Annotated in this window: 22 protein-coding genes and 1 pseudogene; 10 read left to right on the plus strand and 13 right to left on the minus strand. The window is 72.0% G+C overall.

Annotation, left to right across the window (positions count from 1 at the left end; translation table 11 throughout):
* Positions 1-29: 29 nt before the first annotated feature.
* Both AB0A94_RS07940 and AB0A94_RS07945 read left to right on the plus strand, forming a co-directional pair.
* Positions 30-2,042: a glycosyltransferase family 2 protein gene (locus AB0A94_RS07940; RefSeq protein ID WP_361740457.1), complete on the plus strand. Its 2,013-nt coding sequence runs from the start codon at positions 30-32 to the stop codon at positions 2,040-2,042.
* Positions 2,039-3,979, plus strand: a complete 1,941-nt coding sequence (locus AB0A94_RS07945; protein ID WP_361740460.1) for a kelch motif-containing protein — start codon at positions 2,039-2,041, stop codon at positions 3,977-3,979. Before AB0A94_RS07940 ends, AB0A94_RS07945 begins: the two co-directional genes overlap by 4 nt.
* A gap of 90 nt (positions 3,980-4,069) precedes the next feature.
* Here the strand turns inward: AB0A94_RS07945 and AB0A94_RS07950 are convergent, their stop codons facing one another.
* From AB0A94_RS07950 to AB0A94_RS07960, 3 genes are all read right to left on the minus strand, one after another.
* The gene (locus tag AB0A94_RS07950) at positions 4,070-5,101 is read right to left on the minus strand and encodes a glycoside hydrolase family 6 protein (protein WP_361740463.1); all 1,032 of its coding nucleotides are present in this window, start codon (positions 5,099-5,101) and stop codon (positions 4,070-4,072) included.
* A gap of 269 nt (positions 5,102-5,370) precedes the next feature.
* A complete protein-coding gene (locus AB0A94_RS07955; RefSeq protein ID WP_361740466.1) occupies positions 5,371-6,000 on the minus strand; it encodes a sortase in 630 nt (209 codons plus the stop codon).
* A gap of 90 nt (positions 6,001-6,090) precedes the next feature.
* Complete coding sequence (locus tag AB0A94_RS07960; RefSeq protein ID WP_361740469.1) at positions 6,091-6,870, minus strand: HAD-IIA family hydrolase; 780 nt, start codon at positions 6,868-6,870, stop codon at positions 6,091-6,093.
* A gap of 311 nt (positions 6,871-7,181) precedes the next feature.
* Here AB0A94_RS07960 and AB0A94_RS07965 point away from each other — a divergent pair, with 311 nt between their 5' ends.
* Positions 7,182-8,699, plus strand: coding sequence for a PQQ-dependent sugar dehydrogenase (locus tag AB0A94_RS07965; RefSeq protein ID WP_361740472.1), 1,518 nt, complete (start codon positions 7,182-7,184; stop codon positions 8,697-8,699).
* A 261-nt stretch (positions 8,700-8,960) separates the two neighbouring features.
* Here AB0A94_RS07965 and AB0A94_RS07970 read toward each other — a convergent pair whose 3' ends face one another.
* On the minus strand, positions 8,961-10,043 hold the full coding sequence (locus AB0A94_RS07970) for an ROK family transcriptional regulator (protein ID WP_361740627.1): 1,083 nt from the start codon (positions 10,041-10,043) through the stop codon (positions 8,961-8,963).
* A 113-nt stretch (positions 10,044-10,156) separates the two neighbouring features.
* Between AB0A94_RS07970 and AB0A94_RS07975 the strand changes: the two genes are divergently transcribed.
* The 3 genes from AB0A94_RS07975 (at position 10,157) to AB0A94_RS07985 (ending at position 14,715) form a co-directional block, all read left to right on the plus strand.
* The gene (locus AB0A94_RS07975) at positions 10,157-11,224 is read left to right on the plus strand and encodes a Gfo/Idh/MocA family oxidoreductase (RefSeq protein WP_361740475.1); all 1,068 of its coding nucleotides are present in this window, start codon (positions 10,157-10,159) and stop codon (positions 11,222-11,224) included.
* Entirely contained in the window at positions 11,221-11,718 is a 498-nt protein-coding gene (locus tag AB0A94_RS07980) for a heme-degrading domain-containing protein (RefSeq protein WP_361740478.1), read from the plus strand. The genes AB0A94_RS07975 and AB0A94_RS07980 overlap by 4 nt, the downstream gene beginning before the upstream one ends.
* A gap of 306 nt (positions 11,719-12,024) precedes the next feature.
* A complete protein-coding gene (locus tag AB0A94_RS07985; protein WP_361740480.1) occupies positions 12,025-14,715 on the plus strand; it encodes an erythromycin esterase family protein in 2,691 nt (896 codons plus the stop codon).
* A gap of 78 nt (positions 14,716-14,793) precedes the next feature.
* On the opposite strand, the gene AB0A94_RS07990 is transcribed toward AB0A94_RS07985, so the two are convergent.
* From AB0A94_RS07990 to AB0A94_RS08000, 3 genes are all read right to left on the minus strand, one after another.
* A complete protein-coding gene (locus AB0A94_RS07990; RefSeq protein WP_361740483.1) occupies positions 14,794-15,651 on the minus strand; it encodes a fumarylacetoacetate hydrolase family protein in 858 nt (285 codons plus the stop codon).
* 248 nt (positions 15,652-15,899) lie between these two features.
* A complete protein-coding gene (locus AB0A94_RS07995; RefSeq protein ID WP_361740486.1) occupies positions 15,900-16,616 on the minus strand; it encodes a YidC/Oxa1 family membrane protein insertase in 717 nt (238 codons plus the stop codon).
* Between the two features lie 108 nt (positions 16,617-16,724).
* Complete coding sequence (locus AB0A94_RS08000) at positions 16,725-17,048, minus strand: DUF6412 domain-containing protein (RefSeq protein WP_361740489.1); 324 nt, start codon at positions 17,046-17,048, stop codon at positions 16,725-16,727.
* Between the two features lie 241 nt (positions 17,049-17,289).
* On the opposite strand from AB0A94_RS08000, the gene AB0A94_RS08005 reads away from it, so the two are divergent.
* Both AB0A94_RS08005 and AB0A94_RS08010 read left to right on the plus strand, forming a co-directional pair.
* Positions 17,290-18,303 (plus strand): SEC-C domain-containing protein, encoded by a 1,014-nt coding sequence (locus tag AB0A94_RS08005; RefSeq protein WP_361740492.1) that lies wholly within the window; start codon positions 17,290-17,292, stop codon positions 18,301-18,303.
* 95 nt (positions 18,304-18,398) lie between these two features.
* Positions 18,399-18,857: a DUF3592 domain-containing protein gene (locus tag AB0A94_RS08010; protein ID WP_361740495.1), complete on the plus strand. Its 459-nt coding sequence runs from the start codon at positions 18,399-18,401 to the stop codon at positions 18,855-18,857.
* Positions 18,858-18,876: 19 nt separating this feature from the next.
* Here the strand turns inward: AB0A94_RS08010 and AB0A94_RS08015 are convergent, their stop codons facing one another.
* From AB0A94_RS08015 to AB0A94_RS08030, 4 genes are all read right to left on the minus strand, one after another.
* Positions 18,877-19,713 (minus strand): MBL fold metallo-hydrolase, encoded by an 837-nt coding sequence (locus AB0A94_RS08015; RefSeq protein WP_361740498.1) that lies wholly within the window; start codon positions 19,711-19,713, stop codon positions 18,877-18,879.
* A gap of 602 nt (positions 19,714-20,315) precedes the next feature.
* Complete coding sequence (locus AB0A94_RS08020) at positions 20,316-20,717, minus strand: hypothetical protein (protein WP_361740501.1); 402 nt, start codon at positions 20,715-20,717, stop codon at positions 20,316-20,318.
* Between the two features lie 322 nt (positions 20,718-21,039).
* Entirely contained in the window at positions 21,040-21,648 is a 609-nt protein-coding gene (locus AB0A94_RS08025; RefSeq protein WP_361740504.1) for a hypothetical protein, read from the minus strand.
* Between the two features lie 480 nt (positions 21,649-22,128).
* The gene (locus tag AB0A94_RS08030; protein WP_361740507.1) at positions 22,129-22,650 is read right to left on the minus strand and encodes a MerR family transcriptional regulator; all 522 of its coding nucleotides are present in this window, start codon (positions 22,648-22,650) and stop codon (positions 22,129-22,131) included.
* Between the two features lie 143 nt (positions 22,651-22,793).
* On the opposite strand from AB0A94_RS08030, the gene AB0A94_RS08035 reads away from it, so the two are divergent.
* Positions 22,794-23,129, plus strand: a complete 336-nt coding sequence (locus AB0A94_RS08035; protein ID WP_361740509.1) for an EthD domain-containing protein — start codon at positions 22,794-22,796, stop codon at positions 23,127-23,129.
* Positions 23,130-23,204: 75 nt separating this feature from the next.
* Here AB0A94_RS08035 and AB0A94_RS08040 read toward each other — a convergent pair whose 3' ends face one another.
* Positions 23,205-24,197 carry a hypothetical protein gene (locus AB0A94_RS08040; protein ID WP_361740512.1) on the minus strand — a complete coding sequence of 331 codons (993 nt, stop codon included), beginning with the start codon at positions 24,195-24,197 and terminating at the stop codon, positions 23,205-23,207.
* A gap of 366 nt (positions 24,198-24,563) precedes the next feature.
* Between AB0A94_RS08040 and AB0A94_RS08045 the strand changes: the two genes are divergently transcribed.
* Complete coding sequence (locus AB0A94_RS08045; protein ID WP_361740515.1) at positions 24,564-24,839, plus strand: hypothetical protein; 276 nt, start codon at positions 24,564-24,566, stop codon at positions 24,837-24,839.
* 49 nt (positions 24,840-24,888) lie between these two features.
* On the opposite strand, the pseudogene AB0A94_RS08050 reads toward AB0A94_RS08045, so the two are convergent.
* Positions 24,889-25,005 (minus strand): annotated as a pseudogene (locus tag AB0A94_RS08050) (haloacid dehalogenase); the annotation flags it as partial.
* Between the last annotated feature and the right edge of the window lie 78 nt (positions 25,006-25,083).

The raw sequence follows: 25,083 nt of genomic DNA on the forward strand, positions 1-25,083 counted from the left end.
GCGACCGCCGCGTGTTGGGGGGATGACTCATGACGTCGACGCCGACGGGCGCCGGTAGGGACGACGACCCGTCCCAGACCACCCAGCTCAGGGTGCCTTCGCATCGGAACTGGAACACGGGCGCGTTCCGCCGGATCAGGAAGACGCTGCCGAGATACGACTACGAGCACTACAGCCGGCTCGCGGGTCCCCTCACCCAGCCCGATCCGAACAGACCGTACAAGGTGCAGTACCGCTCGCTGATCTCGCAGGAGCCGCACCGCATCCGGATCGCGCTGATGCTGGCCGCGGCCCCGGTGCTGTCGCTGGTGCTGCTGGTGTGGCTGCTGCAGCCCGCGCACTGGACCGAGCGGGACTACGTGGAGTTCGAGTGGCTGCCGGCCCTCGACATCGTCATGCTCGTCTCGATCGGCCTGATCGAGTTCTTCCGCTGCATGAACGTGCTGTCGAACGCGCACGCCACGCTGGTCGCCCGCGACCCGATCCCGGTGGTGCCCGAGACCGGCACCCGGGTCGCCTTCCTCACCTCCTTCGTCCCCGGCAAGGAGCCGCTGGAGATGGTGACGAAGACCCTGGAGGCGGCCGTCAAGATCCGCCACCGGGGCCTGATGCACGTCTGGCTGCTCGACGAGGGCGACGACCCCGAGGTGAAGGAGGTCTGCGCGCGGCTCGGCGTGCACCACTTCTCCCGCAAGGGCGTCGCGAAGTGGAACCAGGCGAAGGGCGCGCACCGCGCCAAGACCAAGCACGGCAACTACAACGCCTGGCTGGACGCGCACGGCGACGACTACGACTACTTCGCCTCGGTCGACACCGACCACGTGCCGCTGCCCAACTACCTGGAGCGGATGCTCGGCTTCTTCCGCGACCCGGACGTCGGCTTCGTCATCGGCCCCCAGGTGTACGGCAACTACGACAACTTCGTCACCAAGGCCGCCGAGTCCCAGCAGTTCCTCTTCCACGCGCTGATCCAGCGCGCCGGCAACCGCTACGGCTCGCCGATGTTCGTCGGCACCTCCAACGCCGTGCGCATCAAGGCCCTCAAGCAGATCGGCGGTCTGTACGACTCGATCACCGAGGACATGGCGACCGGCTTCGAGATGCACCGCCACAAGAACCCGGCGACGGGGAGGAAGTGGCGCTCGGTCTACACCCCGGACGTGCTCGCGGTCGGTGAGGGCCCCAACGCCTGGACGGACTTCTTCACCCAGCAGATGCGCTGGTCGCGCGGTACGTACGAGACGATCATCGGGCAGTACTGGAAGGGCTTCTACTCGCTCCCGCCGAGCAAGCTCTTCAACTACACGATGATGATCATCTTCTACCCGATGTCGGCCCTGAACTGGATCCTGGCGGCGATCAGCTGTGCGCTGTTCCTGGGCCTGGGCGCCTCGGGTGTGAACATCGACCCCACGGTCTGGCTGATGCTCTACGGCAACGCCTCCGCCCTGCAGATCGGCCTCTACGTCTGGAACCGCCGGCACAACGTCTCGCCGCATGAGCCGGAGGGCTCCGGCGGTGTGGCCGGCATGGTGATGTCCGCGCTGTCGGCACCGCTGTACGCGAAGGCGCTGATCGACTCCGTCCTGCGCAAGAAGAGCAAGTTCGTGGTCACCCCCAAGGGCGACTCGGCCAGCCCGGACACCTGGTTCGGAACCTTCCGGTACCACTGGTACTTCATCCTGATCTTCGCCGGGTCCATCGCCGCGGGCTTCGTCTACGGGCACGCGCACCCGGCGATGGTGATCTGGGCGACCTTCGCCCTGCTGATCACCGCCGCGCCGATGTTCGCCTGGCGGCACGGCATGCGGCAGGACCGGAAGAAGCCCGGCGCCCACGCCGCCGGCGGGCAGCCGGACGCCGCCGGGGTGCCCCGCTCGCAGCCGCCGCCGCAGATGCCGCAGCAGCACGCCCCGCAGGACCGGCCCACCTGGGCCGCCTCGCACGGCGGCCCTGGAGGCACCGGGAACCCCGGGGACACCCCCGGGAACGACCAGACCATGCAGATCGCCCTTGGTGGACTTGGGGGACGTAAGGAATGAAGGACCGTGCAGGCCGCCGTCGGGCCCGTCGGATCGCGATAGGCACGGCGGTGGTGCTGGCGCTGGCCGGGATGAACGGGCCGTGGCTGTACCGCTTCGGCACCGAGAAGTACCACCAGTACAAGATCAACCAGCCCGAGTACAAGGCCGCCAACGGCAAGTGGGAGATCGTCGAGTTCCCCGAGGAGTACCGGCAGAACACCATTCACGCGGCGCTGCTGCGCACCGGCAAGGTGCTGCTCGTCGCGGGGTCCGGCAACGACCAGGACAACTTCGACGCGAAGAAGTACGACACCCGGATCTGGGACCCCGTCAAGGGGACCGTCAAGAAGGTGCCGACGCCCACCGACCTGTTCTGCACCGGCCACACCCAGCTCGCCAACGGCAACCTGCTGATCGCGGGCGGCACCAAGCGGTACGAGAAGCTCAAGGGTGACGTGAAGAAGGCCGGCGGCCTGATGATCGTCAACAACGAGAACCCGGACAAGCCGATCACCCTGCCCGCCGGCACGAAGTTCACCGGCAAGGAGAACGGCAAGACCTTCGTCTCCAAGGACCCGGTGCTCGTCCCGCGCGCCAAGAAGAACTTCGACCCGGCGACCGGCGAGTTCCTGGGCAACACCCCGGGCGTCGGCCGCATCTACGTCGAGGCGCAGAAGGAAGGCGCCAAGTACGAGACCGGCACCCAGGACAACTACAGGGTGCAGGGCCTGACCGGCGCCGACGCCCGCAACACGTACGGCATCGCGGAGAAACTCGCCCTGGACAAGAAGGACTTCCAGGGCATCGACGACGCCTTCGAGTTCGACCCGGTCGCCGAGAAGTACATCAAGGTCGACCCGATGAAGGAGTCCCGCTGGTACCCGACGCTCACCACCCTGAGCGACGGGAAGATCCTCAGCGTCTCCGGCCTCGACGACATCGGCCAGCTGGTCCCGGGCAAGAACGAGGTCTACGACCCGGAGACCAAGAAGTGGACCTACACCGACGAGGTCCGCCAGTTCCCGACGTACCCGGCGCTGTTCCTGATGCAGAACGGCAAGGTCTTCTACTCGGGCTCCAACGCCGGCTACGGACCGGACGACGTGGGCCGCGACCCGGGCGTCTGGGACGTGGAGACCAACAAGTTCACCAAGGTCCCCGGGCTGAGCGACCCGAACATGATGGAGACGTCCGGCACGGTGCTGCTGCCGCCCGCGCAGGACGAGAAGTACATGGTGATCGGCGGCGGCGGGGTCGGCGAGTCCCAGCTGTCCAGCGAGAAGACCCGGATCGTCGACCTCAAGGCCGACGACCCGGAGTTCGTCGACGGCCCCTCGCTGGACAAGGGCACCCGCTACCCGCAGGCGTCGGTCCTGCCGAACGACGAGGTGCTGGTCACGGGCGGCTCGGAGGACTACCGGGGCCGCAGCGACTCCAACATCCTCGAGGCGCGGCTGTACGACACGGAGAAGAACGAGTTCAGGCGGGTCGCCGACCCGCTGGTGGGCCGCAATTACCACTCGGGCTCGGTCCTGCTGCCCGACGGCCGCGTGATGGTCTTCGGCTCCGACTCGCTCTACGCCGACAAGGCCAACACCAAGCCGGGCGAGTTCGAGCAGCGCATCGAGATCTACACCCCGCCGTACCTGTACGGCGACAACGAGCAGCCCGAGCTGTCGGACGGGCCGAAGAGCATCGCCCGCGGCGAGTCCGGCACGTTCACCTCCGCGGACGCGGCGTCGGTCAAGAGCGTGCGGCTGATCCGGCCGAGTGCGTCCACGCACGTCACGGACGTGGACCAGCGGTCGATCGCGCTGGACTTCAAGGCCGACGGGGACAAGATCACCGTGACGGTGCCGGAGAACAGGAACCTGGTCCAGTCCGGGTGGTACATGCTGTTCGTCAACGACGGTGACGGGACGCCCAGCAAGGCGCAGTGGGTGCGGGTGCCGTAGCGCTCCCTCGGGTGGTGCTCATGGGCGCGGGAGCCCTGTGGTCTCCCGCGCCCACACGGCGGCAGCCGCACGTGTCACAGCCCCGCGCCCCTAGGGCGTCGACCCCTCGGCCAACTTGAGGGCGTAATCCGGCCACCACTCGCCCGCCTTCGGGCCGCCCTTGCACTCGCCGTCCGACTCTCCCGGGCGCTTGACCCACAGGTAGGCGTCGACCAGGGGGTCGGACGTCTTCGTCGTCGGGGCCTCACCGAGGGCGCGGCCGGGCGGGTTGCACCAGCGTTCGTCCGCGGCACCCTCGGTGTAGGGGCCGTTGCCGTTGCGGCTGGTGTCGATGACGAAGGGCTTGCCGCCGGTCTTGGCGGAGAGCTGCTTGCCGTAGGCGATGGAGTCCTCGGTGGAGTAGAAGTTGGAGACGTTCACCGAGAAGCCGTCGGCCTGGTCGATGCCCGCCCGCTTCAGCGGCTCGTGGATCTGGTCGGGGTCGCCCCAGCCGGCGTTGCCCGCGTCCAGGTAGACCTTGGTGTTCTTCAGGCCCTTCAGCTTGGCGACGGCGCCCTTGAGGAGGTCGTAGCGCTCCTCGTGGAACTCGCCCGGGGTGCAGCCGTCCACCAGGTGCAGCACCGCGTCGGGTTCCAGGATCACGGTCGCCGGACGGTCCCCGATGCCCTTGGCGACACCGTCGACGAAGGCGCGGTAGGCGTTGCCGTCGGCGGCGCCGCCCTGCGAGTACTGGCCGCAGTCGCGGTGCGGGATGTTGTAGAGGACCAGCAGCGCGGTGCGGCCCGCCTTGTCCGCGCCCTCGGTGAAGCCGCGTGCCTGCTCCTCGGGGTTCTCCGGGCTGATCCACTCGCCGACGGGCTGCTGTGCGATCTTGCGGATCTGGTCGGCCTCCGACTTCCTGCCGTCCTCCACCAGTTGGGCGACCTGCCGTGCGGCGGTGCCGTCCGGGTTGACCCAGAACGGGGCGGACTCCTTCGGCTGCTGCGTGATCCCCGCGCCGGCGTCCGGTTCGTCCCCCTTGTCGTCCGAGGAGGAACATCCCGTGATCAGCAGTGCCGCCCCCAGCACCACTGCGGACGCCCGCCTCCCGGCGAACGCCCCGACCCCCCTGCTGCCGTACATCAAGCCCCCCTTGGGTGCACTTGTTCCATGTGCTCCGAGCCCCAATCCTGACATACGTCCCGCGACGCCCACGAGGCCGAACCCCACCTTGTCCGCCGTCTGTTACAGCCCGGTGGCACGGGTCCGCCCGGTCGTGCCGTACCGACCGGCGACCGTGGCCACCTGCGGGGATCACGGACCGCGACCGGCCCGGGAACGTGACGCCGACCGGCCCCGGGCCCGGCCCGTCCTCCGTTCCGGTCGGGTGGTGTGCGGAACAGCCGCGGGGTTCAGGGGCCGGTGCCGGTCAGGTACGCCGAGACGACCGCGTCGGCCGCGCACCCGCCGGTGCCCCGGCCGGGGTCCTCGGCGCAGGCGACCAGGAGGAGTTCGGCCCGTCCCTCGTGGCGCGGCCCGTGGGCCCGCCGGGCGTCGAACCGTTCGCCGGAGAGGGCCCGGACCTCCTCCACGGTGAACTCGGCGGCCCCGGCGTCCGCGCGGGCCACCCGGATCGTCCGGCCCGGCTCCAGGGCGTCCACGCGCCGGAGGCCGGCGGACCCCGCCATCAGCGCGGTGCCGGGCTCGCCCGGCGTCACCCCGTCCGCGTACCAGCGGACCGCGCCCGGCCGGCCGTTCCCGCCGGCCGCCACCGGTACGCGGACGCCGAGCGCCGGGATGTCGAGGCGCTGCGGCACCGCGGCGGCCAAGGGGCGGTGCGGGGGCGGCGGTTCGGCCCCGGGCGGCCGTCCGGCCGCCGCCATGTCACCGGTGGCGGTCCCGGACATCCCGGCGGGCACGTCGCTCCGCCCGCCGCCCCACAGCCACAGCCCGAGCAGCAGCACCACCCAGGCCACACCGGCGAGCAGCCGCCCGGTGCCGCACGGGAAGCCCGTACGGGGAGTGTTGCGCGGGGAACCCATCGTGCACCTCCAGACATGTGGAGGGTCCCGCGCGGGTCCCGGCGCCGCATCCCCGTGGACCCGGCGACTACTCCGTACGGGTGAACGGCGTCAGATCAGGTCGACGAGGTCCGCGATGGAGTCCACGACCTTGGACGGCCGGTACGGCCAGTTCTCCACCTGCTCGGTCCGGGTCAGTCCGGTGAGCACCAGGAACGTCTGCATCCCGGCCTCGATGCCGGCCAGCACGTCGGTGTCCATCCGGTCACCGATCATCGCGCTGCTCTCGGAGTGGGCCCCGAGGGTGTTGAGCCCGGTGCGCATCATCAGCGGGTTCGGCTTGCCCGCGAAGTACGGCTGCCTGCCGGTCGCCTTGGTGATGAGTGCGGCCACCGCGCCGGTCGCCGGGAGCGGGCCCTCGGTGGAGGGGCCGGTCTCGTCGGGGTTGGTGCAGATGAAGCGGGCGCCGTCGTTGATCAGGCGGACCGCCTTCGTCATCGCCTCGAAGGAGTACGTCCGCGTCTCCCCCAGCACCACGTAATCGGGCTCGTGGTCGGTGAGGATGTAGCCGATGTCGTGCAGCGCGGTGGTCAGACCGGCCTCGCCGATGACGTACGCCGAGCCGTTCGGACGCTGGTCGTCCAGGAACTTGGCGGTGGCGAGGGCGGAGGTCCAGATGTTCTCGATCGGCACCTCCAGGCCCATCCGGCGCAGGCGGGCGTGCAGGTCGCGCGGGGTGTAGATCGAGTTGTTGGTGAGGACCAGGAAGGGCTTCCCCGACTCGCGCAGCTTCTTGATGAAGGCGTCGGCGCCGGGGATCGGTACGCCCTCGTGGATCAGCACCCCGTCCATGTCGGTGAGCCACGATTCGATCGGCTTGCGGTCTGCCATGTGCGGGATCTCCTGCCGTACGCGGTCCTGCGTGCGTCTCAGCCTAAACAGACCGGGATCTTGCGGGGAACGCCGGATGCGGATCGGCTCGCGGGCGGGCGGGTGGTCCGGTGGTGGCGGGACGGGAGCGGTGTGCGTGTCGGGCGGCGCGAAAGTGGCGCAATCACGTGTTGCCGCTGTGTCGTGTGCGTCGCAGCCTGAGGAGGCGGGAGCGCTCCCATGCCCGTTGACGCCCCCACAGCCCCCTTCATCGGCCGCCGACGACACCCGGGAAGAAGGAGATCGTGTTTTGTCATATGCATGTCCATAGGGTGCGCTTCCGTCCGGCATGCGTTCTGGCCGCCCTGCTCGCGGTGCTGCCGGCCCTCCTGCTGACCGCCCTCGCCCCGTCGTCCGCCGCGGCGGAGGAGGACGCGTCACCCGTCCCCCTTCCGTCGATCAGCGCGACCACCACCCAGGTCGCCTCCGGACTGAGACGGCCCACCGCCGTCGTCGCCCCCGACGACGGCACGGACCGGCTGTTCATCACCGAGAAGCGCGGCACCGTCCGCGTCTACCACCCGGACACCGGCCTGGCCTCCGCCCCGCTGCTCGACATCACCCCGGCCGTCGACGAGTCGGGCAACGAGCGCGGTCTGCTCGGCATCGCGCTCCCGCCCGACTTCGCCGACAGCCGGGAGCTGTACCTGGCGTACACGGCGCTGCCCGACGGCGCGGTCACCCTCGCCCGCTACCGGCTCGACGACTCCCGCCTGGAACCCCTGCTCTCCCAGGAGCACGCCGAGTACAACAACCACAACGGCGGCCAGCTCGCCTTCGGCCCCGACGGCCACCTGTACTGGAGCATCGGCGACGGCGGCGGCTCCGGGGACCCCTTCAAGTCCGGGCAGCGGCTGGACACCCTGCTGGGCAAGATCATGCGGATCGACGTGAGCCGCGCGTGCGCCCCGCTCGCGTACTGCGTCCCCGCCGACAACCCCTTCGTCGACACCCCCGGCGCCCGCGCGGAGATCTGGCTGTACGGGCTGCGCAACCCGTGGCGGTTCTCCTTCGACGCGGCCGACGGCTCGATGTGGATCGGCGACGTCGGCCAGGGCCACTGGGAGGAGATCAACCACCTCGCCCCCGGGCGGGGCGGACTGAACCTCGGCTGGTCCTGCTACGAGGGCCTGGAGAAGTTCGCGGGCGGGGACTGCGCGCCCGGTGAGACGTACACCGAGCCGGTCTTCACGTACTCCCCGTACACCGGCGGCTGCTCGGTCATCGGCGGCCACGTCTACCGGGGCCGGGAGTACGCCGACCTGGTCGGCGGCACGTACATCGCCACCGACTACTGCTCGTCCACGGTCTGGGCCCTGCGCCCCGACGGCAGCGGCGGCTACGAGCAGGCCGAGATCGGTGGGATGCCCACCCAGGTGACATCGGTCGGCACGACCGTGGACGGGGAGTTCTACGTGGTCAACGACCTGCCCGGCGGTCTCCACAAGGTGTCCTTCGCGCAGGAGGAACCCACCTGCCGGGTGGACCGCAGGGTGACGGCCTGGGGCACCGGGATGACGGTCGACCTCACCGTCACCAACACCGGCGGCACTCCGGTGAACGGCTGGACGCTGGAGTTCCCGCTGGCTCCCGGGCAGACGGTCGTCTCCGACTGGAACACGGACCTGACCCAGTTGAGCAATGTGGTCAGGGCGTCCGACGCCACGCACAACGCCACGATCGCGCCGGGCGCGAGCGTCACGCTGGGGTACCTCGCGGAACACACGGGCGACACGACGACACCGCCACGGTTCACGCTGAACGGCGACGCCTGCGCGGTGGGCCGCTGACGCGCCGACGGGGGAGGTGGCGTCACCGCGCCCGGACGGCGGACCGTCGAACGAGCCTGTTGCGAACAGGTCGAATACCGTCATTCCGACAGCCGGAGTGGTGCACATGGGTACGGACCCGAGGTCTCGTTTCGCCGGAGGCCGGAAGCACGGTCGACGGGGAGAACGGCACGGTCACGGAAGAACGGCCGACGGGGGAGCGGCAGAGGCGCGTCCCGCCGGGGAAGCGGCCCCGCTCACCGCCCCGGGGGAGAGGGCCCCTCACCCGTCCCCCCGTCCGAACAGCGGCGCCAGCACCAGCTGGGCCGCGCCTTCGGCGATCCGGCGCCCGCCGCCGGAGGCGACCCGTACCGGCACGGACGCGTTCCCCGTGCGCCGGGCCCGGGCGTCCAGTACGGCCCGTACACCGCGCGCGAACGCCTCCGGGGCCGCCTCGACCGTGCGGCCGCCCAGGAGGACACGGTCGATGTCCAGCAGGCCGACGAGGTTCGCCGCACCGGTCCCCAGCACCCGCGCCGCCTCCTCCGTCTCTCCCCGGGCCACGGCGCCCAGGCACAGCGCCTCCACACACCCCCGGTCACCGCATCCGCACCGCGGCCCGTCCAGCTGCACCACCTGGTGCCCGAACTCCCCCGCCCCGGTCCGCGGCCCCCGGTACACGCTCCCGCCGATCACCAGCCCCGCCCCCAGCCCCGTACCGAGGTGCAGGTAGGCGAAGGAGCCGCCCTCGCCACCGACCGCCAGGCCCAGCGCCGCCGCGTTGGTGTCCTTGTCGACGACCACCGGCACGCCGAGCCGCCGCGCCAGCGCGTCCCGGAGCGGGAAGCCGTCCCACTCGGGGAAGCCGGTGACCCGGTGCAGTACGCCCCTGTCGTGGTCGAGCGGTCCGGGCAGCGCGACCCCGACGCCGAGCGGAGGCCGGTCCGTCCCGGCCGCTCCCGGCGCCCGCAGCGCCCCGGCCGTCCCGGCCACCCGTGCCAGGACCGCCTCCTCCCCCGCGCCCAGGTCCAGCGGGGCCCCGCGCCGGTCCACCACCGTCCCGTCGAGGTCGACCAGTACCGCCCGCACCTCGTCCCGGTCCAGGTGGACGCCCACCGCGTGCCCCGCCTCCGGGACCAGCCGCAGCACCGTGCGCGGTTTGCCACCCGTGGACGCCCGGTGCCCCGCCTCGGCCGCGAGCCCGTCCGCCCGCAGCCGGGCGGTGATCTTGCTGACCGCCTGCGGGGTGAGTCCGGTCCGCTCGGCGAGTTCCAGCCGGCTGATCCCCTCCGCTCCCGCGGTCCGCAGCAGGTCGAGCACGAGCGCGGTGTTGTGGCTGCGCAGGGCGAGCAGGTTCGCGCCCAGCGGGGCCCCGTGCGTCGTGCCGTACGCCCCGCCGATGCCGTCGTTCGTCCTCTTCACCCGCTCATTCTCCCCGCTGCTTGCACTTTGGCAACAGCGTTGCGAAAGTAGGGGGCATGACTGGCACCCCCCTCCGCGTCGGCCTCGTCGGCTACGGCCTCGCGGGCTCCGTGTTCCACGCCCCGCTGATCGCCGCGACCGAGGGCCTCGCGCTCGACACCGTGGTCACCTCGAACCCCGAGCGGCAGCGGCAGGCCCGCGCCGAGTTCCCGGACGTACGCGTCGCCGCGGCCCCGGACGAGCTGTTCGCCCGCGCCGGCGAACTGGACCTGATCGTCATCGCGTCCCCGAACAGGACGCACGTCCCGCTCGCCACGGCCGCCCTCGAGGCCGGTCTCCCGGTCGTCGTCGACAAGCCGCTCTCCGGCACGGCGGCCGAGGCGCGCGGGCTGGCGGCCCTGGCCGAGGAGCGCGGCCTGCTCCTCTCCGTCTTCCAGAACCGCCGCTGGGACAACGACTTCCTCACCCTGCGCAAGCTGGTCGACGAGGGCGAGCTCGGCGACGTGTACCGCTTCGAGTCCCGCTTCGAGCGCTGGCGTCCGCAGCTCAAGGGCGGCTGGCGGGAGTCCGGCGACCCCGCGGAGATCGGAGGTCTGCTCTACGACCTCGGCAGCCACGTCGTCGACCAGGCGCTGGTCCTCTTCGGCCCGGTGACCGCCGTCTACGCCGAGGCGGACATCCGCCGCGACGGCGCGGAGACCGACGACGACACGTTCATCGCGCTGACGCACGCCGGCGGCGTCCGCTCCCACCTCTACGTCTCGGCGACCACCGCCCAGCTCGGCCCGCGCTTCCGGGTCCTGGGCTCGAAGGCCGGCTACGTCAAGCACGGCCTGGACCCCCAGGAGGCCGCCCTGCGCGACGGCCTGCGCCCCGGCACCGGCTGGGGCATGGAACCCGAGGAGCTGTGGGGCCGCATCGGCTCCGGCGAGTCCCCGGTGACCGGCGGCGGACACCCCGTGCCGACCCTCCCGGGCGACTACCCCGCCTACTACGCGGCCGTGGCGAAGGCCCTGCTGGAGGGCGCCCCCAACCCGGTGACCGCGCGGGAGGCGGCCGCCGCCCTGGACGTACTGGAGGCCGCCCGCCGGTCGGCCCTGGAGAAGGTGACGGTGACGCTGTGACCACCCCGAAGCAGACCCCGGAACCGACCCCGAGCGTGGCGGAGCTGGAGGCGCAGGAACGCCGCCTGGTCCTCCAGCGGTTCACGTACGACGACGCGTGGGCGCTCGGCTCCCTGCTGGTGGAGCTGGCGCGCGAGCGCCAGGCCCCCGTCGCCATCGACATCCACCGCGCGGGCCAGCAGCTCTTCCACGCCGCCCTGCCCGGCTCCGCCCCCGACAACGACGCCTGGATCGCCCGCAAGCGCCGGGTCGTCGAGCGCTACGGCTCCGCCTCCTACCTGGTGGGCGCCCGCCACCGCGCCAAGGGCACGACGTTCGAGGCGTCCTCCCGGCTGGACCCCGACACCTACGCGGCCCACGGCGGCTCCTTCCCCCTCACGGTGGAGGGCGTGGGCGTCATCGGCGCGGTGACGGTCTCGGGCCTCCCCCAACTCCAGGACCACGAGCTGGTGGTGGAGGCCCTGGAGCGGTTCCTGAGCCGCACCCGCTCGTAGGCGCGGTCGGGCCCCGCCTTCCGGTCCCCTCCCCTCCCCCGGTCCCCGCACGGATCACAGCCGTGCGGGGACCGGGGCCTCCGCGCCCCCGGGCCGTCCTCGTCGGCCCGGGGCCGGTCCTTCCGGGTCCGCCCGGCTCCCGCCGGTACGGCGGAACGCGAGGACACGCTCCCCGCGCCCGACGACCGCCCGACGACCGCCCGACGACTGCCCGGCGACCGCTCGGCCGCTGCCCCGCCTACGGCGCTGCTCCGGCCGGGTGACACTCGGAGCGCGGTCCGGCGTCGCGGCGGCGACGCTGGCGCCATGACACCCTTCATAACAAGGCGGCTGGCCGCCGCGCTGCTGGTCTGGCTCGCCGTCGCCCCCGGGACGGCCGTGGCGGCGACCCCGGCCGGCGGGGACCCCGGAGCCTCGGACGGGCCCCGCACGACGGCCGCCGACGACGCGCCGTCGCCCCTCGGGGAGGCCGCCCGTCCGCTGCGCACCACCGAGCCCTCGGGCCCCTTCGAGGACCTGCGCCCCTTCGGGAAGGCGGTCGGCGACGCCGTGGTGGTCGGCATCGGCGAGGCCGCCCACGGCTCCCACGACTTCGTCACCTTCCGGCACCGGGCGCTGCGGTACCTGGTCGAGGAGAAGGGCTTCCGCTCCTTCGTCCTGGAGGCCAACTGGAGCGCGGGGCTCCGTCTGGACGACTACCTGCTCACCGGGCGCGGCGACCCCGCCCGGATCATGTCCGAGGAGTTCCGGAACGCCTTCCTGCTGCTGCACAGCCAGGAGTACCTGGACATGATCCGCTGGATGCGCGCGTACAACGTCGCCCACCCCGACGACCCGGTCAGGTTCGCCGGCGACGACAACGGCTACGCCGGCCCGGAGCTGTACGACCGGGTCGTCGGCCACGTCCGGCGCGCCCACCCCGACCTGCTGCCCGCCGTCACCGAGCTGTACCGGGGGCTGCGCCCCGCCCTGCCCGTCGACGCGTGGATGCGCGCCGCCGTGGCCGCGCCCCTGGACGAGCGCCGCGCACGGGCCGAACGCACCGGACGCGTCCTGGAACTGCTCCGCGCCCGCGAACCCGCCGGGACGGACGAGGACCACGCCTGGGCGCTCCAGCACGCCACCGTGATCGACCAGGTGGCGCGCCTGTACGCCTTCGACCTCTCCGACCCCCGCAGCGGGCCGGAGGCCATGGTCCAGCGCGACACCGCCATGGCGGAGAACACCCTGTGGTGGCACCGCCACACCGGCCACCGGATCGTGCTCGGCGGGCACAACAGCCACCTGTACACCAGGAGTTCCACCCCCACCCTCCCCCTCCCCCAGGGGTCGGTGCTCCGGCGGCGGCTGGGCGACGGCTACCTGATGGTGGGGCTCTCCTTCGACCGGGGCGCCGTGCACGCCACCGCGCAGGGTCTGCAGAACCCGGCCGACCAGGACGTCGGACGGGTCGAGGTGGAGCCCGCCGCCCCCGGTTCGGCCGAGTACGTCCTGGACCGGGTGGGCCACCGGAACTGGTACGCCGACCTGCGCACCGCGCCGCCCGCCGCCCGCACCCTGCTGGACGTCACCCGGCCCAAGCGGGAGATCGGCACCGACTACCCGCCGACCGGCGACCAGGTCAACCTGCTGAGGTCGGCGGACCTGGTGGTGCACCTGGACGAGATCCGGCCGAGCCGGAGACTCGCCCGTGAAGCGGCCGAGCAGCGGCCCCACGCGCCGGGAACGCCCACCGGCCTGCTGCCCGCCCTGGAGAAGGCGGCCCGCCCGCTGCGCACCGTGGAGCCCGTCGGCCCCTTCGACGACCTGCGCCCCCTGGGGGAGGCGGTGGGCGACGCCCGGCTGGTCGGCGTCGGGCAGGCCGTCCACGGCTCCCACGACTTCCTCGCCCTCCAGCACCGGGTGTTCCGGTACCTGGTCGAGGAGAAGGGCTTCCGCTCCCTCGTCCTCGAAGCCCCCTGGAGCGCGGGGCTCCGCCTGGACGACTACCTGCTCACCGGGCGCGGCGACCCCGCCCGGATCATGTCCGAGGAGTTCCAGAACGCCTACCTGTTCATGCGGACCGGCGAGGTGCTGGACCTGATCCACTGGATGCGCGCGTACAACGTCGCCCACCCCGACGACCCGGTCAGGTTCGCCGGCAACGACAGCAGTTACGCGGGCCCCGATCTGTACGACCGGGTCGTCGGCCACGTCCGGCGCGCCCACCCCGACCTGCTGCCCGCCGTCACCGAGCTGTACCGGGGGCTGCGCCCCACCCGGCCCGCCGGCGAGTACATGGTGGCCGCCGTCGAGGAACCCCCGGCCGTGCGGCGGGAGAAGGCCGAACGCACCGGACGCGTCGTGGAGCTGCTGCGCGCCCGGAGCTTCGCCGGGCGCACCGTGGCCGGGGACGCCCACGCCCGGGCGGTGCGGAACGCGGAGATCGTCCACCAGGTCGCACGCCAGAACGCCTTCGACTACGACGACCCGGCCGACGCACGCGAGGGCCTGGCCTACCGCGACACCGTGATGACGGAGAACACCCTCTGGTGGCTCCGGCAGACCGGCGCCCGGACGGTGCTGGCCGCCCACAACGGCCACGTGTACCTGGAGGGCTACGACCCGGACTACCCGGTCATCCAGGGCGGCCTGCTCCGCCGCGCGCTCGGGGACGCCTACCGGGTCGTGGGCCTGGCCTTCGGCCACGGCTCCTTCCACGCCACCGACGAGGGCGTCGCCAATCCCCGTGACGAGGACGTGAAGGTGTTCCGCTCCGGGCCGGTCGCGGCCGGTTCGGTCGAGCAGACCCTGGACCGGGTGGGCCACCGCGACTGGTACCTCGACCTGCGCACCGCACCGCCCGCAGTCCGCGCCTGGCTGGCCGTGCCCCTTCCCAAACGGGAGATCGGCACGCACTGGCCCCGGGACCCGGACCGGGTCGGCCTGCTGAGGTCGGCGGACGTGGTGGTGCACCTGCACGAGATCGGGCCGAGCCGCCTGCTCCTCCACGGCTGAGCTCCCTCGGCCCGGTGTGCGGGCGGGGCGGGCCGGATCACCTCCGGCCCGCCCCGCCCCCGTCTCCCCCGCGGAGCGTCACGCCTGCTTGAACTCCTGCCGCTGCCGCCCGAGCCCGGAGATCTCCAGCTCGACCACGTCCCCCGCCCGCAGGTAAGGCTTCGGCTCGGGCCGCCCCATGGCCACCCCCGCCGGCGTCCCGGTGTTGATGACGTCACCGGGATACAGCGTCATGAAGTGACTGACGTACCGCACGACCTCCCCCACCGGGAAGATCTGCTCGGCGGTCGTCCCGTCCTGCTTCAGCTCCCCGTTGACCCACAGCCGCAGCGACAGGTCCTGCGGATCGCCGACCTCGTCCGCCGTCACCAGCCACGGCCCCAGCGGGTTGAACGTCTCGCAGTTCTTCCCCTTGTCCCAGGTCCCGCCCCGCTCGATCTGGAACTCCCGCTCGGAGACGTCGTGCGCGACGGCGTACCCGGCGACGTGCGCGAGCCCCTCCTCCGCCGACTCCAGGTACCGGGCCGTACGCCCGATCACGACCGCCAGCTCGACCTCCCAGTCGGTCTTCACCGAACCGCGCGGCACCAGCACCGTGTCCTCGGGGCCGACGACCGTGTCCGCCGCCTTGAAGAAGATCACCGGCTCGGCGGGCGGCTCGGCCCCCGTCTCGCGGGCGTGGTCGTGGTAGTTCAGCCCGATGCAGACGATCTTCCCGATCCGCGCCACCGGCGGCCCGATCCGCAGCCCCGTCCCGTCCAGCGCGGGCAGCTCGCCGGTGCCGGCGGCGGCCCTGATCCGGCCGAGCGCGGCCTCGTCGGCGAGCAGCGCCCCGTCGACGTCCGCGACGAGGCCCGACAGGTCCCGCAGGGTCCCCTCGTCGTCGAGCAGCGCGGGCCGCTCCTGTCCCGCCGTGCCGACTCGCAGCAGCTTCATGATTCACGTCTCCCTCGGTCGCGGGCCCGTCCGACGGACACGGCCCGGATGCGGCGGGGCGCAGCCATCGGAGGACTGGTCGATCCTCCAAGCCCGCGTTCCACTCCGCAAGACCCGGTTCACGTACTGGACCTCGAAGAACCGCGCACCCGGCCCCGACCCCCCAGGGGCCGGGGGAACCGCGCACTCGACCTCAACGGCCCCCGGCCACCGGTCAACGGCACCCCCGCCTCCGTCCCGCCCCGCGCTCAGCGGTACAGCACGGCCCGCTCCGCCACGCTCCACGTCGTACTGGTCACCATGTACAGCGCGGCCGCCAGCGGCATGACGGCGACGGTGACGAGCGTGAGGAAGGACATGAACGGCATCACCCTGGTCACCGCCGCCAGCCCCGGCACCTGCTCCCCCTCACCGGCCGCGGGCATCGCGGGGGCGGCGGCCGTCATCCGCCGGGACAGCCGGTAGCCGCACCAGGCGACGACGGTGGTGACCGCGAACAGCCCGACGTACACGAGTCCGGGCCCGCCGAACACCCCGCCGTCTCCGAGCGCGTCCGCCCACCTGCCGCCGAGCGGCGCCTCGAACAGCCGGTGCCCGAGCAGTTCGTTGGTCCGCCCGCCGATCGTCTCGCTGGAGAAGAGGTGGTACAGCAGGAAGAACGCGGGCATTTGGAGCAGCCCGGGCAGGCACCCGGAGAGCGGCGACACCTTCTCCCGCGCGTGCAGTTCCAGTACGGCCCGCCGCAGCTTCTCGGGGTCGCGGCCGTGCTTGCGGCGCAGCTCGGCGATGCGCGGCTGGAGTGCCGCCCGCGCCTTCTGTCCGCGCGCGGCGGCCCGGGACAGGGGGTGGACGAGGAGGCGTACGAAGGCGGTGAACAGGACGATCGCGGCGGCCGCCGCGGAGACGCCGAACAGCGGCCGGAGCAGGTCGGCCAGGTGCTCGACCAGGCTGGCGAAGACGGACATGGGTGAGCCCTCCGGGGGTCTCGTCGTGCCGGGAGTACGGGAAAGGCGGCATGACGACCCGCAGCGGGGCGTGGTGAACGTACGTACGGAGCGTACGGAAGGAGTGCCCTACGCGGCGGTCGCCGGGAGGGCGTGTCCGGGTGCCCGGGGTCTGGTGCGCCCCTTGGCGTCGGGGTCGCGCTGGGGCAGGAAGGCCGTGCGCCGGTCACGGTCGCGTATCGCCGTACGCACCCGGGTGGGCGGTACGGCGGGCGCGCAGCGGGCGGCGAGGAGCGCGCAGACGGCGAGCGCGGTGCCGGCGGCAGCGGTCGCGGCGAGCGCGACGTCGACCACGGAGAGCCCGCCGGCGGCGGGCATCAGCAGCAGGACGACCTGGAGCAACGGCAGGAACACGGCGAAGGCGGAACGCACGGTCGCCCGATGACGGATCACTCGCCGCCCCCTCCCCCTCGTCGCGCCCACCGTACCGGCGCCGCACCGGATCACCGGCCGTACCGGCGCCGCACCGGACCGGTTCCGGCCACCACGACATCACAACGTCCGGCACGGCACGACGGTTCCGCCGGCCGGACGTTCGCCGTACGGATCGCGGGGCTCCGCGCACGGGCCCGGAGCGACCCGTGCGCCCCTGCTCCCTCACCTCCTGTCACCTCCCGGCAGTACGGTGTCCCCCATGCGCCCCGACACGCCTGCCGAAAACGTCGACCACACCACCGAGGCCGCCCGCCTGGAGCGGATCGCCGACCGCTACCCCGAGGACGCCGAGGCCCTGCTGCTGCGGGCCGCCGCCCACCGCGAACTCTCCGGCGACCGCCCCGCCGCGACCGCCCTCTACGACCGCCTGCTGGCCTCCTCCCAGGAGCTGGACGACCCGTACCTGGTACGGGCCCTCAAGGCGTCCAACCTCTGGGAGTACGGCCACGAGGCGGAGGCCCGCGCGATCATCACCGGCATCCGCACGGCGGCCCCGCGCGACGCGGCCCCCTGGGTGATCGTCGCGGAGTCCCTGGAGTCGCACGACGAGCTGGAGCAGGCGCACGAGACGTTCACGGAGGCGGTACGCCTCCTCCTGACCGGTGTCGAGGCGCCCCCGCGCGCCACCCACCCGCTCCTCTTCGGCCGCCACCGCGTGCGCAGGATGCTCGGCGCGGCGCACGACGAGTGGGACGCGCTCGCGGACACCGTCCACACCCTCCCGATCACCCTGGACGAGCTCCACGACCCCAAGCGGGTGTGGTCCCTGGGCTCGGAGAACCCGGTGGAGCTGGAGGCGGAGATCATCCGTCTGCGCGCGGAACTGGGCGCGTACCGGGAGGCGCTGTCCCGCCCGTTCCCGGTGGCGGTGCTGCACTGGCCGGCCGGCGAACTGGCGGAACTGACGGAGGCGTACCCGTCCCTGGCGGAGGAGTACCCCTCCTACGAGGAGCACCTCGCGGCCATAGAGGCGGCCCTGCGCGAGCTGGCCGCGTCCGGCACCCCGAACCTGGGCATCGTCACGGGCACGGTCCCGTCGTACGAGGCCTTCGCCGCCTCGGAGCTCGCCTCCCCCGCCGACCCGGCGCTGCTGCCCCAGTACGCCACGACGCTGGCGGCCCGGGGCCGGGCGGTGGCGTGGCCCCCGGAGCGCTCGGCGGCCTGCTGGTGCGGCTCGGGGCGGGCGTACGGGGAGTGCCACGGCACGGCCTGACGGCCGGCTGTGCGCCCGGGTGGCAGCACGGGGAACCACCCCCTGACCGCGCCCGTCTCCATGGAGACCTGAAGTCGGCTCCGGGGGGACGTCACATGGATCAGCCGTGGCTCACGATCACGCTCGTCATGGCCGCCGGGGCGCTGGCCCTGGGCACCGCGGTCCTGCGCGGCGCCCTGACCCAGCGCCGCGCCCTGCGCCGCCTCGGCGTCCGGGGCGTCCGCACCCGCGGCGAGGTCGCCCGCAACGCCCGCCGTGAGGGCCCGGTCGTCCACCCCCCGCAGGTCCGCTACCAGGCCCCACCCGTGAACAACCTCGACGCCCCGCCCACCCAGACCTACCGCCGCGTCCCCCTCAACCACGAGTCCCACCCCCTGCACGCCGGCATCCCGGTCGTCCTCCGCTACGACCCCGGGGACCCGCGCCGGGTGGTGGTCGTCCACACCGAGGACGGACGGCCGGGGAAGGTGTCGTACTCGGCGACCGCCAACATGACCTGGGGGATCTTCTTCGTGCTCTTCGGGGTGGCCATGGGAGTGGGGGCGTTCCTGTAGCGGCCGCGACGCGTGCGGGTCAGGCCGCCGCCCGGTCTCCTACGGTCACCCGCTCACCCGGGGCGCACCGCACCAGGCGCGCGTCGTGGCCCCGGCGCCCCGCCTCCGCGAGGAAGTCCTCCAGCGGGGAACGGAAGACCGTGTAGTCGCCGTGGTGCACGGGCAGCGCGCGGCGCGGACGCAGCAGGTCGAGCAGGTCGGCGCCCTGCCCGGCGTCCATGGTGACCACCAGGCCGCCGGGCAGGGTCGTACCGCCGAGGTGCAGGACCGCCAGGTGGATGTCGGGGTAGCGTCCGGCGATCCCGCGCAGCCCGTCGTACATCAGGGTGTCGCCGGAGAGGTAGAGGACCAGCCGGACCTCTCCCGAGCGGTCGCCGAACTCCAGCATGCTGCCCATCACGGGCGGCAGCAGGACCCGCAGCGGGCCGGGCGCGTGGCGGCCCGGCAGCGAGGTGACGCGCACGGAGGAGTCCCCGTGCCGCAGGGTGCGGCTCTGCCAGGTGCGCAGCCCGGCGGCGTGGCGGAACCCGTGCAGGCCCTTCAGCAGGCGGGCGGCGTGCGGGGTGGTGACGAACGGCAGGCCCCGGTCCAGCCCGCGCCGGGCCACCCGGTCGAAGTGGTCGCCGTGCAGGTGCGAGAGCACGACGGCGTCCAGGTCCTGGTGGGGAAGTTCCGCCACGTCGACGGCGGGCTCGGTCAGCCGGCGCGAGACCAGCCCGTAGCCGAGGTGGGCGAACTGCCCGCGGTGCAGGAAGTTCGGATCGGTCAGCAGCGTCAGCTCCCCGTAACGGATCAGCAGGGTGGCGTTGCCGATGAAGAGGATCTCCGCGGTGCCCTCGGGCGGATGCTGCCGCACGGCCGGCTCCCTCCGTCGTACGCGAGTCCCGTGGGGGCCGGGTGAGCGGTGGGGGCGGTTCTACACCTCCCGGGGCGTGCGGTCCGGGCCCGATCCGTGTTCGGGGCGGGGGTGGGGGTGGCGGCGTTCCCGTGGCGGCGTTCCCGTGGCGGCGTTCCCGTGGCGGCTTCGGGGAGGGGCGTCCAGGACGCGGACCCGGCTGACTGCCGTACTCCCGGAGTCGCCGCGCGTCCCCGCGCCGTGATCGATGCCGGTGGCTTCAGGAGCCACCCGGAGGCCGCTCACACCTGGTCCGCCCCGGCGAGGGCCTCCCGACCCGAGCGCGTCCGCCGGACCCGGTCAGTCGCCCGTGCGCAGCACCAGCCGCACGACCCCCTTGACCCCCCGCCAGAGCCAACCGAACAGACCTGCCCCCGAAGCGAGGTCGACGGCGTCCGCGGCAGGCTCCTTCCAGTCCGACTCCGAACGGCACCGGGAGCAGGAACGGGGCCAACTGCGCTTTCGCGCACCGCACTTCTTGCACATCGCCATGGCCTCATTCTCCCCTGCCGCCGTGCTCCCCTTCCCCGCCGCCTCCCGAGCGCGTTCGCAGGTCATCCCCCTCAGCCCGGCCGGCCGTGGGAGCCCGCCCCGAGGGTCGCGCGAAGGGCGGCCAGGGTCGAGGCGATGCGGGTCAGGTCGTCGGGGGCACCGCCTCGGTCGGTGAGGCGAGTTCGCTTCCGACAACGGGGCGGGAAGCGGCCAACTGCTCCTTGCCCTCGGAGGTGAGGCGGAGGACGGACGAGCGACGGTCCTGGGGGGCGCGACCCGCAGGACCAGCCCGCGGCCACCAGCCGGTCGACCGCCTTGCCGACGGCCCCCACGGTGATCGCCAGTTCGCCGACGATGTCGAGGTCGCACTCGAGGTCGGGCCCGGCCTCCCCCACGTCTTCCAGCATCGCTACGGCCGCCTCGACGAGGCGGCCGCCGCACTCGACCGCGCCGCCCGCTTCCTCACTTCCCACCTGGGCGCCGGGCACCCGAGCGCCTTCGTGACCACTCGCGGTGAAGGGAGCGCGAGCGGACGGCTCCCGCCTCATGTCCATCGCGCCTCGGTGGCCCGCGTCTCCGCGCACCGTCGGGCGGAGCCGACCGACGGTGCCGGGGGATGATCTCCTGCGCGTCTGAAGAGACAGGTGCGGACGCGGACGACGCTCATGCGGTGGAAGGGCGCTTCGGCGTTCGCGAGTTGCCTTCCGACGGCTCCCTGGGCCGCTCAGGGGTCGACCGGGTCCGGCGCATGCGTTCTCGGCGTTCCCTCAGGCCGGGACGAGAGGTGACGCCGCCTCAGATAGTCGGGGTGTCGTCGACGACCGGCTTGTGAATCTCAACGACCGGCTTCCACCCCGCGGAGAACTCGATGAAGTCCGCACGGGTGGGGTAGGTGTCGATCGCGCGACGGTCACGCTTGGGGCTGTCGCCCCCCTTGCGCCCCCGGGGAATCTGCTCCTCGAAGATGTCGACCTTCACGTCGGGAACCTCCTTGAGGCCCTGGCGCCAGATCTGCACGACGTCGGCGCCGAACGCCTGCCGGACCGCAGCGTAAAGGGCCGTGAGGGACCCCTTGTCCCCACCGGGGACGAAAAGTGCCAGGTCCAGCACGACACCGGCGGACTGAAGGACCTCGATGGTCACCGGGCCGTTCTCGTCGGCCAGGTAGATCCCGGCTTCGTTCTCGTCGTCGGGGAGGCAGGAGACCTCTTCCTGGAATACGGTCCTCGCCGTGATCGAGCCGCCCTCGAAATCCTCACCGGACTTGGTCAGAAAAGCAGGGACATAGCAGTCGGGAAGCTTGAGTTCTGCCGTGTCGGCGGAAACGAAGATCCTGTCCTTCACGCCGAGCTTCGTCACCTCTTCCAGCGAGAGGCGGCGAGCGGCGATCTTCTCCGTGTTCACGATTTCCCTTTCAGGTTGCACTGTCCCTCCGAACAAGGACGCTACCACGAAAACCTGAGGTCAACTGCCCAGTAATCCCTGGGTAAATGGCCTCCGACGACCTGCACGAGAGGATACCGAAGCGAGTGCCACTCGGCCGGGAACGCGCATCCGCCAGGTAGTGTCCCTCGTCACGGCGTTGGGGATCAACTGGCGGTTGCATTTCGGTGCGTTGGGCAGCACGGAGGAACTAAAACAGAGTTTGCGGCGGATATCGCCCATATCACCTTCACCGAGGACGCCTCCCGGCCGCGGACCGGAAACACCCCCAGAGCGAGGGCCACCCGCGGAAACCTCGCGATCGGAGCTCTCCGCCCGACCGGCGCCCGCACCATCGCCTCCGGCCTCCGGCCTCCGACTACGCCGAAGCCCTGCCGGTCCACCGACGCCGCTCCCCGACAGCCTCCCCATGGTGTCGGCGGCGACACCCGGCGGAAGACGTCAGCCAGGGGGAGCTTCTGAGCGCGAGCCGCGCAGCCCGGAGCACCCCACCGGAGGAGAACCAGGTCGCCGGCCCGGCTGCTCCGGTCGCTCCGGTCTCTCCGGTCTCTCCGGTCTCTCCGGTCGCTCCGGTCGCTCCGGTCGCTCCGAGACCGGATCACCCGCCGCGTCCGCCAGAAAGTCCCGATTGGCGTCGATCAGGCGATCAAGCGCTTCCCTGGCCGCGGCCAGGCTGTCGATCGCGGCTGAAAGACGAGTCCGCTCCCGATCCATGACGGCCAAGGCCTGCCGGGCCCTGTCCGCGTCGGGCTGCGCCATGCAGGGGACCAACTGGGCGATGGTCCTGCTGGACATCCCGGCGGCCAGGAACGTCTGGATCAGCGCCACCCGCCGGACGTGCTCGTCGTCGTAGCACCGCTGGCCGCTGGGTGACCTCGCACTGACCAGGAGACCCTGCTGCTCGTAGTAGCGCAGCGATCGACGACTCGCTCCCGTCCGGGCGGACAGTTCACCGATCCGCATCCCATCCCCCCGCGCGCTCCGGGTCACAGCGACTTGCCCCTGACATCGATGTGAGCGTCTACGTTGACCCCACGGCTCGCGCCCCACCGCCGGCGCATCCGGCCGTCCTCCCTCACGTCCGCGAACACGAAAAGGAGAAGCCCGTGATCAAGTTCGCCTTCATGATAAACCGCATCGACGGGATGACCTTCGAGGAATTCGTCGAGCACCACCGAGACCGGCACGCCCCGCTGTTCACCTCCATTCCGGAAGCTCAGCGGTACGTGAAGAAGTACACCGTCTCCCACCCGGTCCCCGCCGAAGGCTACCCGAGTCCCGCCTACGACGGCCTCACTGAGATCTGGTTCGAAAGCTGGGCGGACCACGACGCCTTCTTCACGTCCGAGAACTACAAAGAACTGGTGAACCCGGACGAAAGCAAGTTCATCGACCTGGATTCGGTGGCGGTCATGGTCACCGAAGAAAGGACCGTGATCTAGCCCCTCGGGCTGCCCGCTCCGCACCGCAGGCGATGCGGCGGGCCGTCGATGCGACGGGCCGGCCGATCCAGGAACTCAATCCCCGGTGCCGTCCAGGGCCGACCGCGACGTCATGGCCCCGGCAAGGCGGTCCACACCGAACCCGCTGATCAGTAGGCGTTCTTTGCGGTTACCGGTGAGCAACTGGCTCCACGGGACGAAGCCACCGTCGCCGACCTCCAGCCGATCGCCCCCGATACTGGTGTAGATCTTGAAGCAGACGCCGGTGTAGTAGCCGCGTCCGGTGGCCCGGTCGGGTTCCTCGCACACTTCCACCTGCGGCAGCCCGGCGAGGTCGTGGCGCACCCGCTCGAGGGTCGGACCGGGCGCGTCGTCCAGGAAGGTCAGTCCGATCCGTGTGTCCTGTGCCCCGATGCCGGCCATGACCTGGGCGGCGAACCTCAGGTGCTCGGTCAGGTGCTGGTGCTCGAAGAGCCGGTTGCCGGTGTCCCGGCCGGCCGTCACCAGGCCGAAGAGCTGGAAGTGGGCGAGATTCCCCGGCCCCTTGAAGCTCTGGGCGCGCACCACCCGCTGGCCGGCCGCCAGCCGCACCGGCATGTTCGAGCGCGGGTCGGCGGCCAGGGCCAGAGCGCGCCGGTGCGATGCCTCCAGCGCGAGTGCGTTCGTCGGATCGGCGGCCACCTCGCTGCCCCGGACCGTCGCGATCACCTTGCGCGGATCGACGGTCGCCACGGCCGAGTGTGTGGCCAGTGGCACGACCGGGGCGAGCACGAGGACCTCGAAGCCGTCGGGCAACGCCGACACCAGCGCGTCCTCGGCACGACGCAGCGCGGCGAACCCGACCGGCGCCGGGGCCACGAACCGGTCACTGCGATAGCGCCGCATCACCTCGGCCGGCGAGACCCGGTCCGCCCGGCGCCGGAACACCTCCAGCAGCAAGGTGGTCAGATCCGCACCCGACAACCCGTCGGCCAGCAGTTCCAACAGCTCCGGCCCGTCGGCCCGCGCCAGAATCCGACGTAACGCCGGGTTGACCGGGATGCCTCCGGTGGGGTCGTCACGCGTCATGGACGTCGAGTATCACGGTTCGGAGATCAGCAGGACCACCGAGTTTCCTTCACTTGCCGGCCATGCGCCAAGGACGGACGGCCGGGGAAGGTGCCGTACCCGGCGACCGCCGACATGCCCCGGGGGGTCTTCTTCGCCCTCTCGGGGTGGCCACGGGGTGGGAGCGTTCCTGCAGTGGCTTCGGGGCGAGGCGTCCAGGACGCGGACCCGGCCGACTGCCACCGAAACAGGCCACGGTCCGGCACTGGCTTTGTTCGCGAGAACGGGCTCTGGTCCACTTCATGCGGTGGGCTCACCGACGGTGATGTCAGTGGCGTGTGGTGAGATGGCCGCGTTCTGTCAGCCGCCTGGTGGGAGATCGTTCCGATGCCTGTGTACCCGTCGCTGACCCGTGCTCTCGCGGAGGCACTGGTCGATGTCCTCCGGTTCGTCGAGGGGTGCGAGGACGAGCAGATGGATCCAGATGACGCGGTCAAGGTCCTGGAGGGTGTCGCCCATCTCGTGACCCGGCTGACGAGTGATCAGCGAAGCGAGTTCCTCGACCTCCTCGGTTCGATGGCAGCAGAGGAGACCGACCCTTCGCGCCGCGAGTTCCTGGAGGGTTTCCCTGAAGGCTTCGGACTCGTCGCGGACGACTCCTGACCTGGGATCCACGCATGGAGCAGGACACGCTTGCGGAGGAGGCGGGTGTGGGCCGGACGTCCGGGTACGGGTCGTGCTCGCCGAACCACTCCGGCTGTCCGGCAGCCGCGCGCTTCTCTCGTTCCCCGGTCAGCCCGAACCCCTGCCGGACCCGCTGAACGACGTCTGCCACACGGCCAACACCTTCTACGCGGCAGGCGGCTGGTGGGCGCCCGGCCGCACCTGCCCCGCCTTGTCGTGACGC

Origin of the sequence: Streptomyces sp. NPDC044984 (assembly GCF_040646935.1) — a bacterium.
GTDB lineage: Bacteria > Actinomycetota > Actinomycetes > Streptomycetales > Streptomycetaceae > Streptomyces.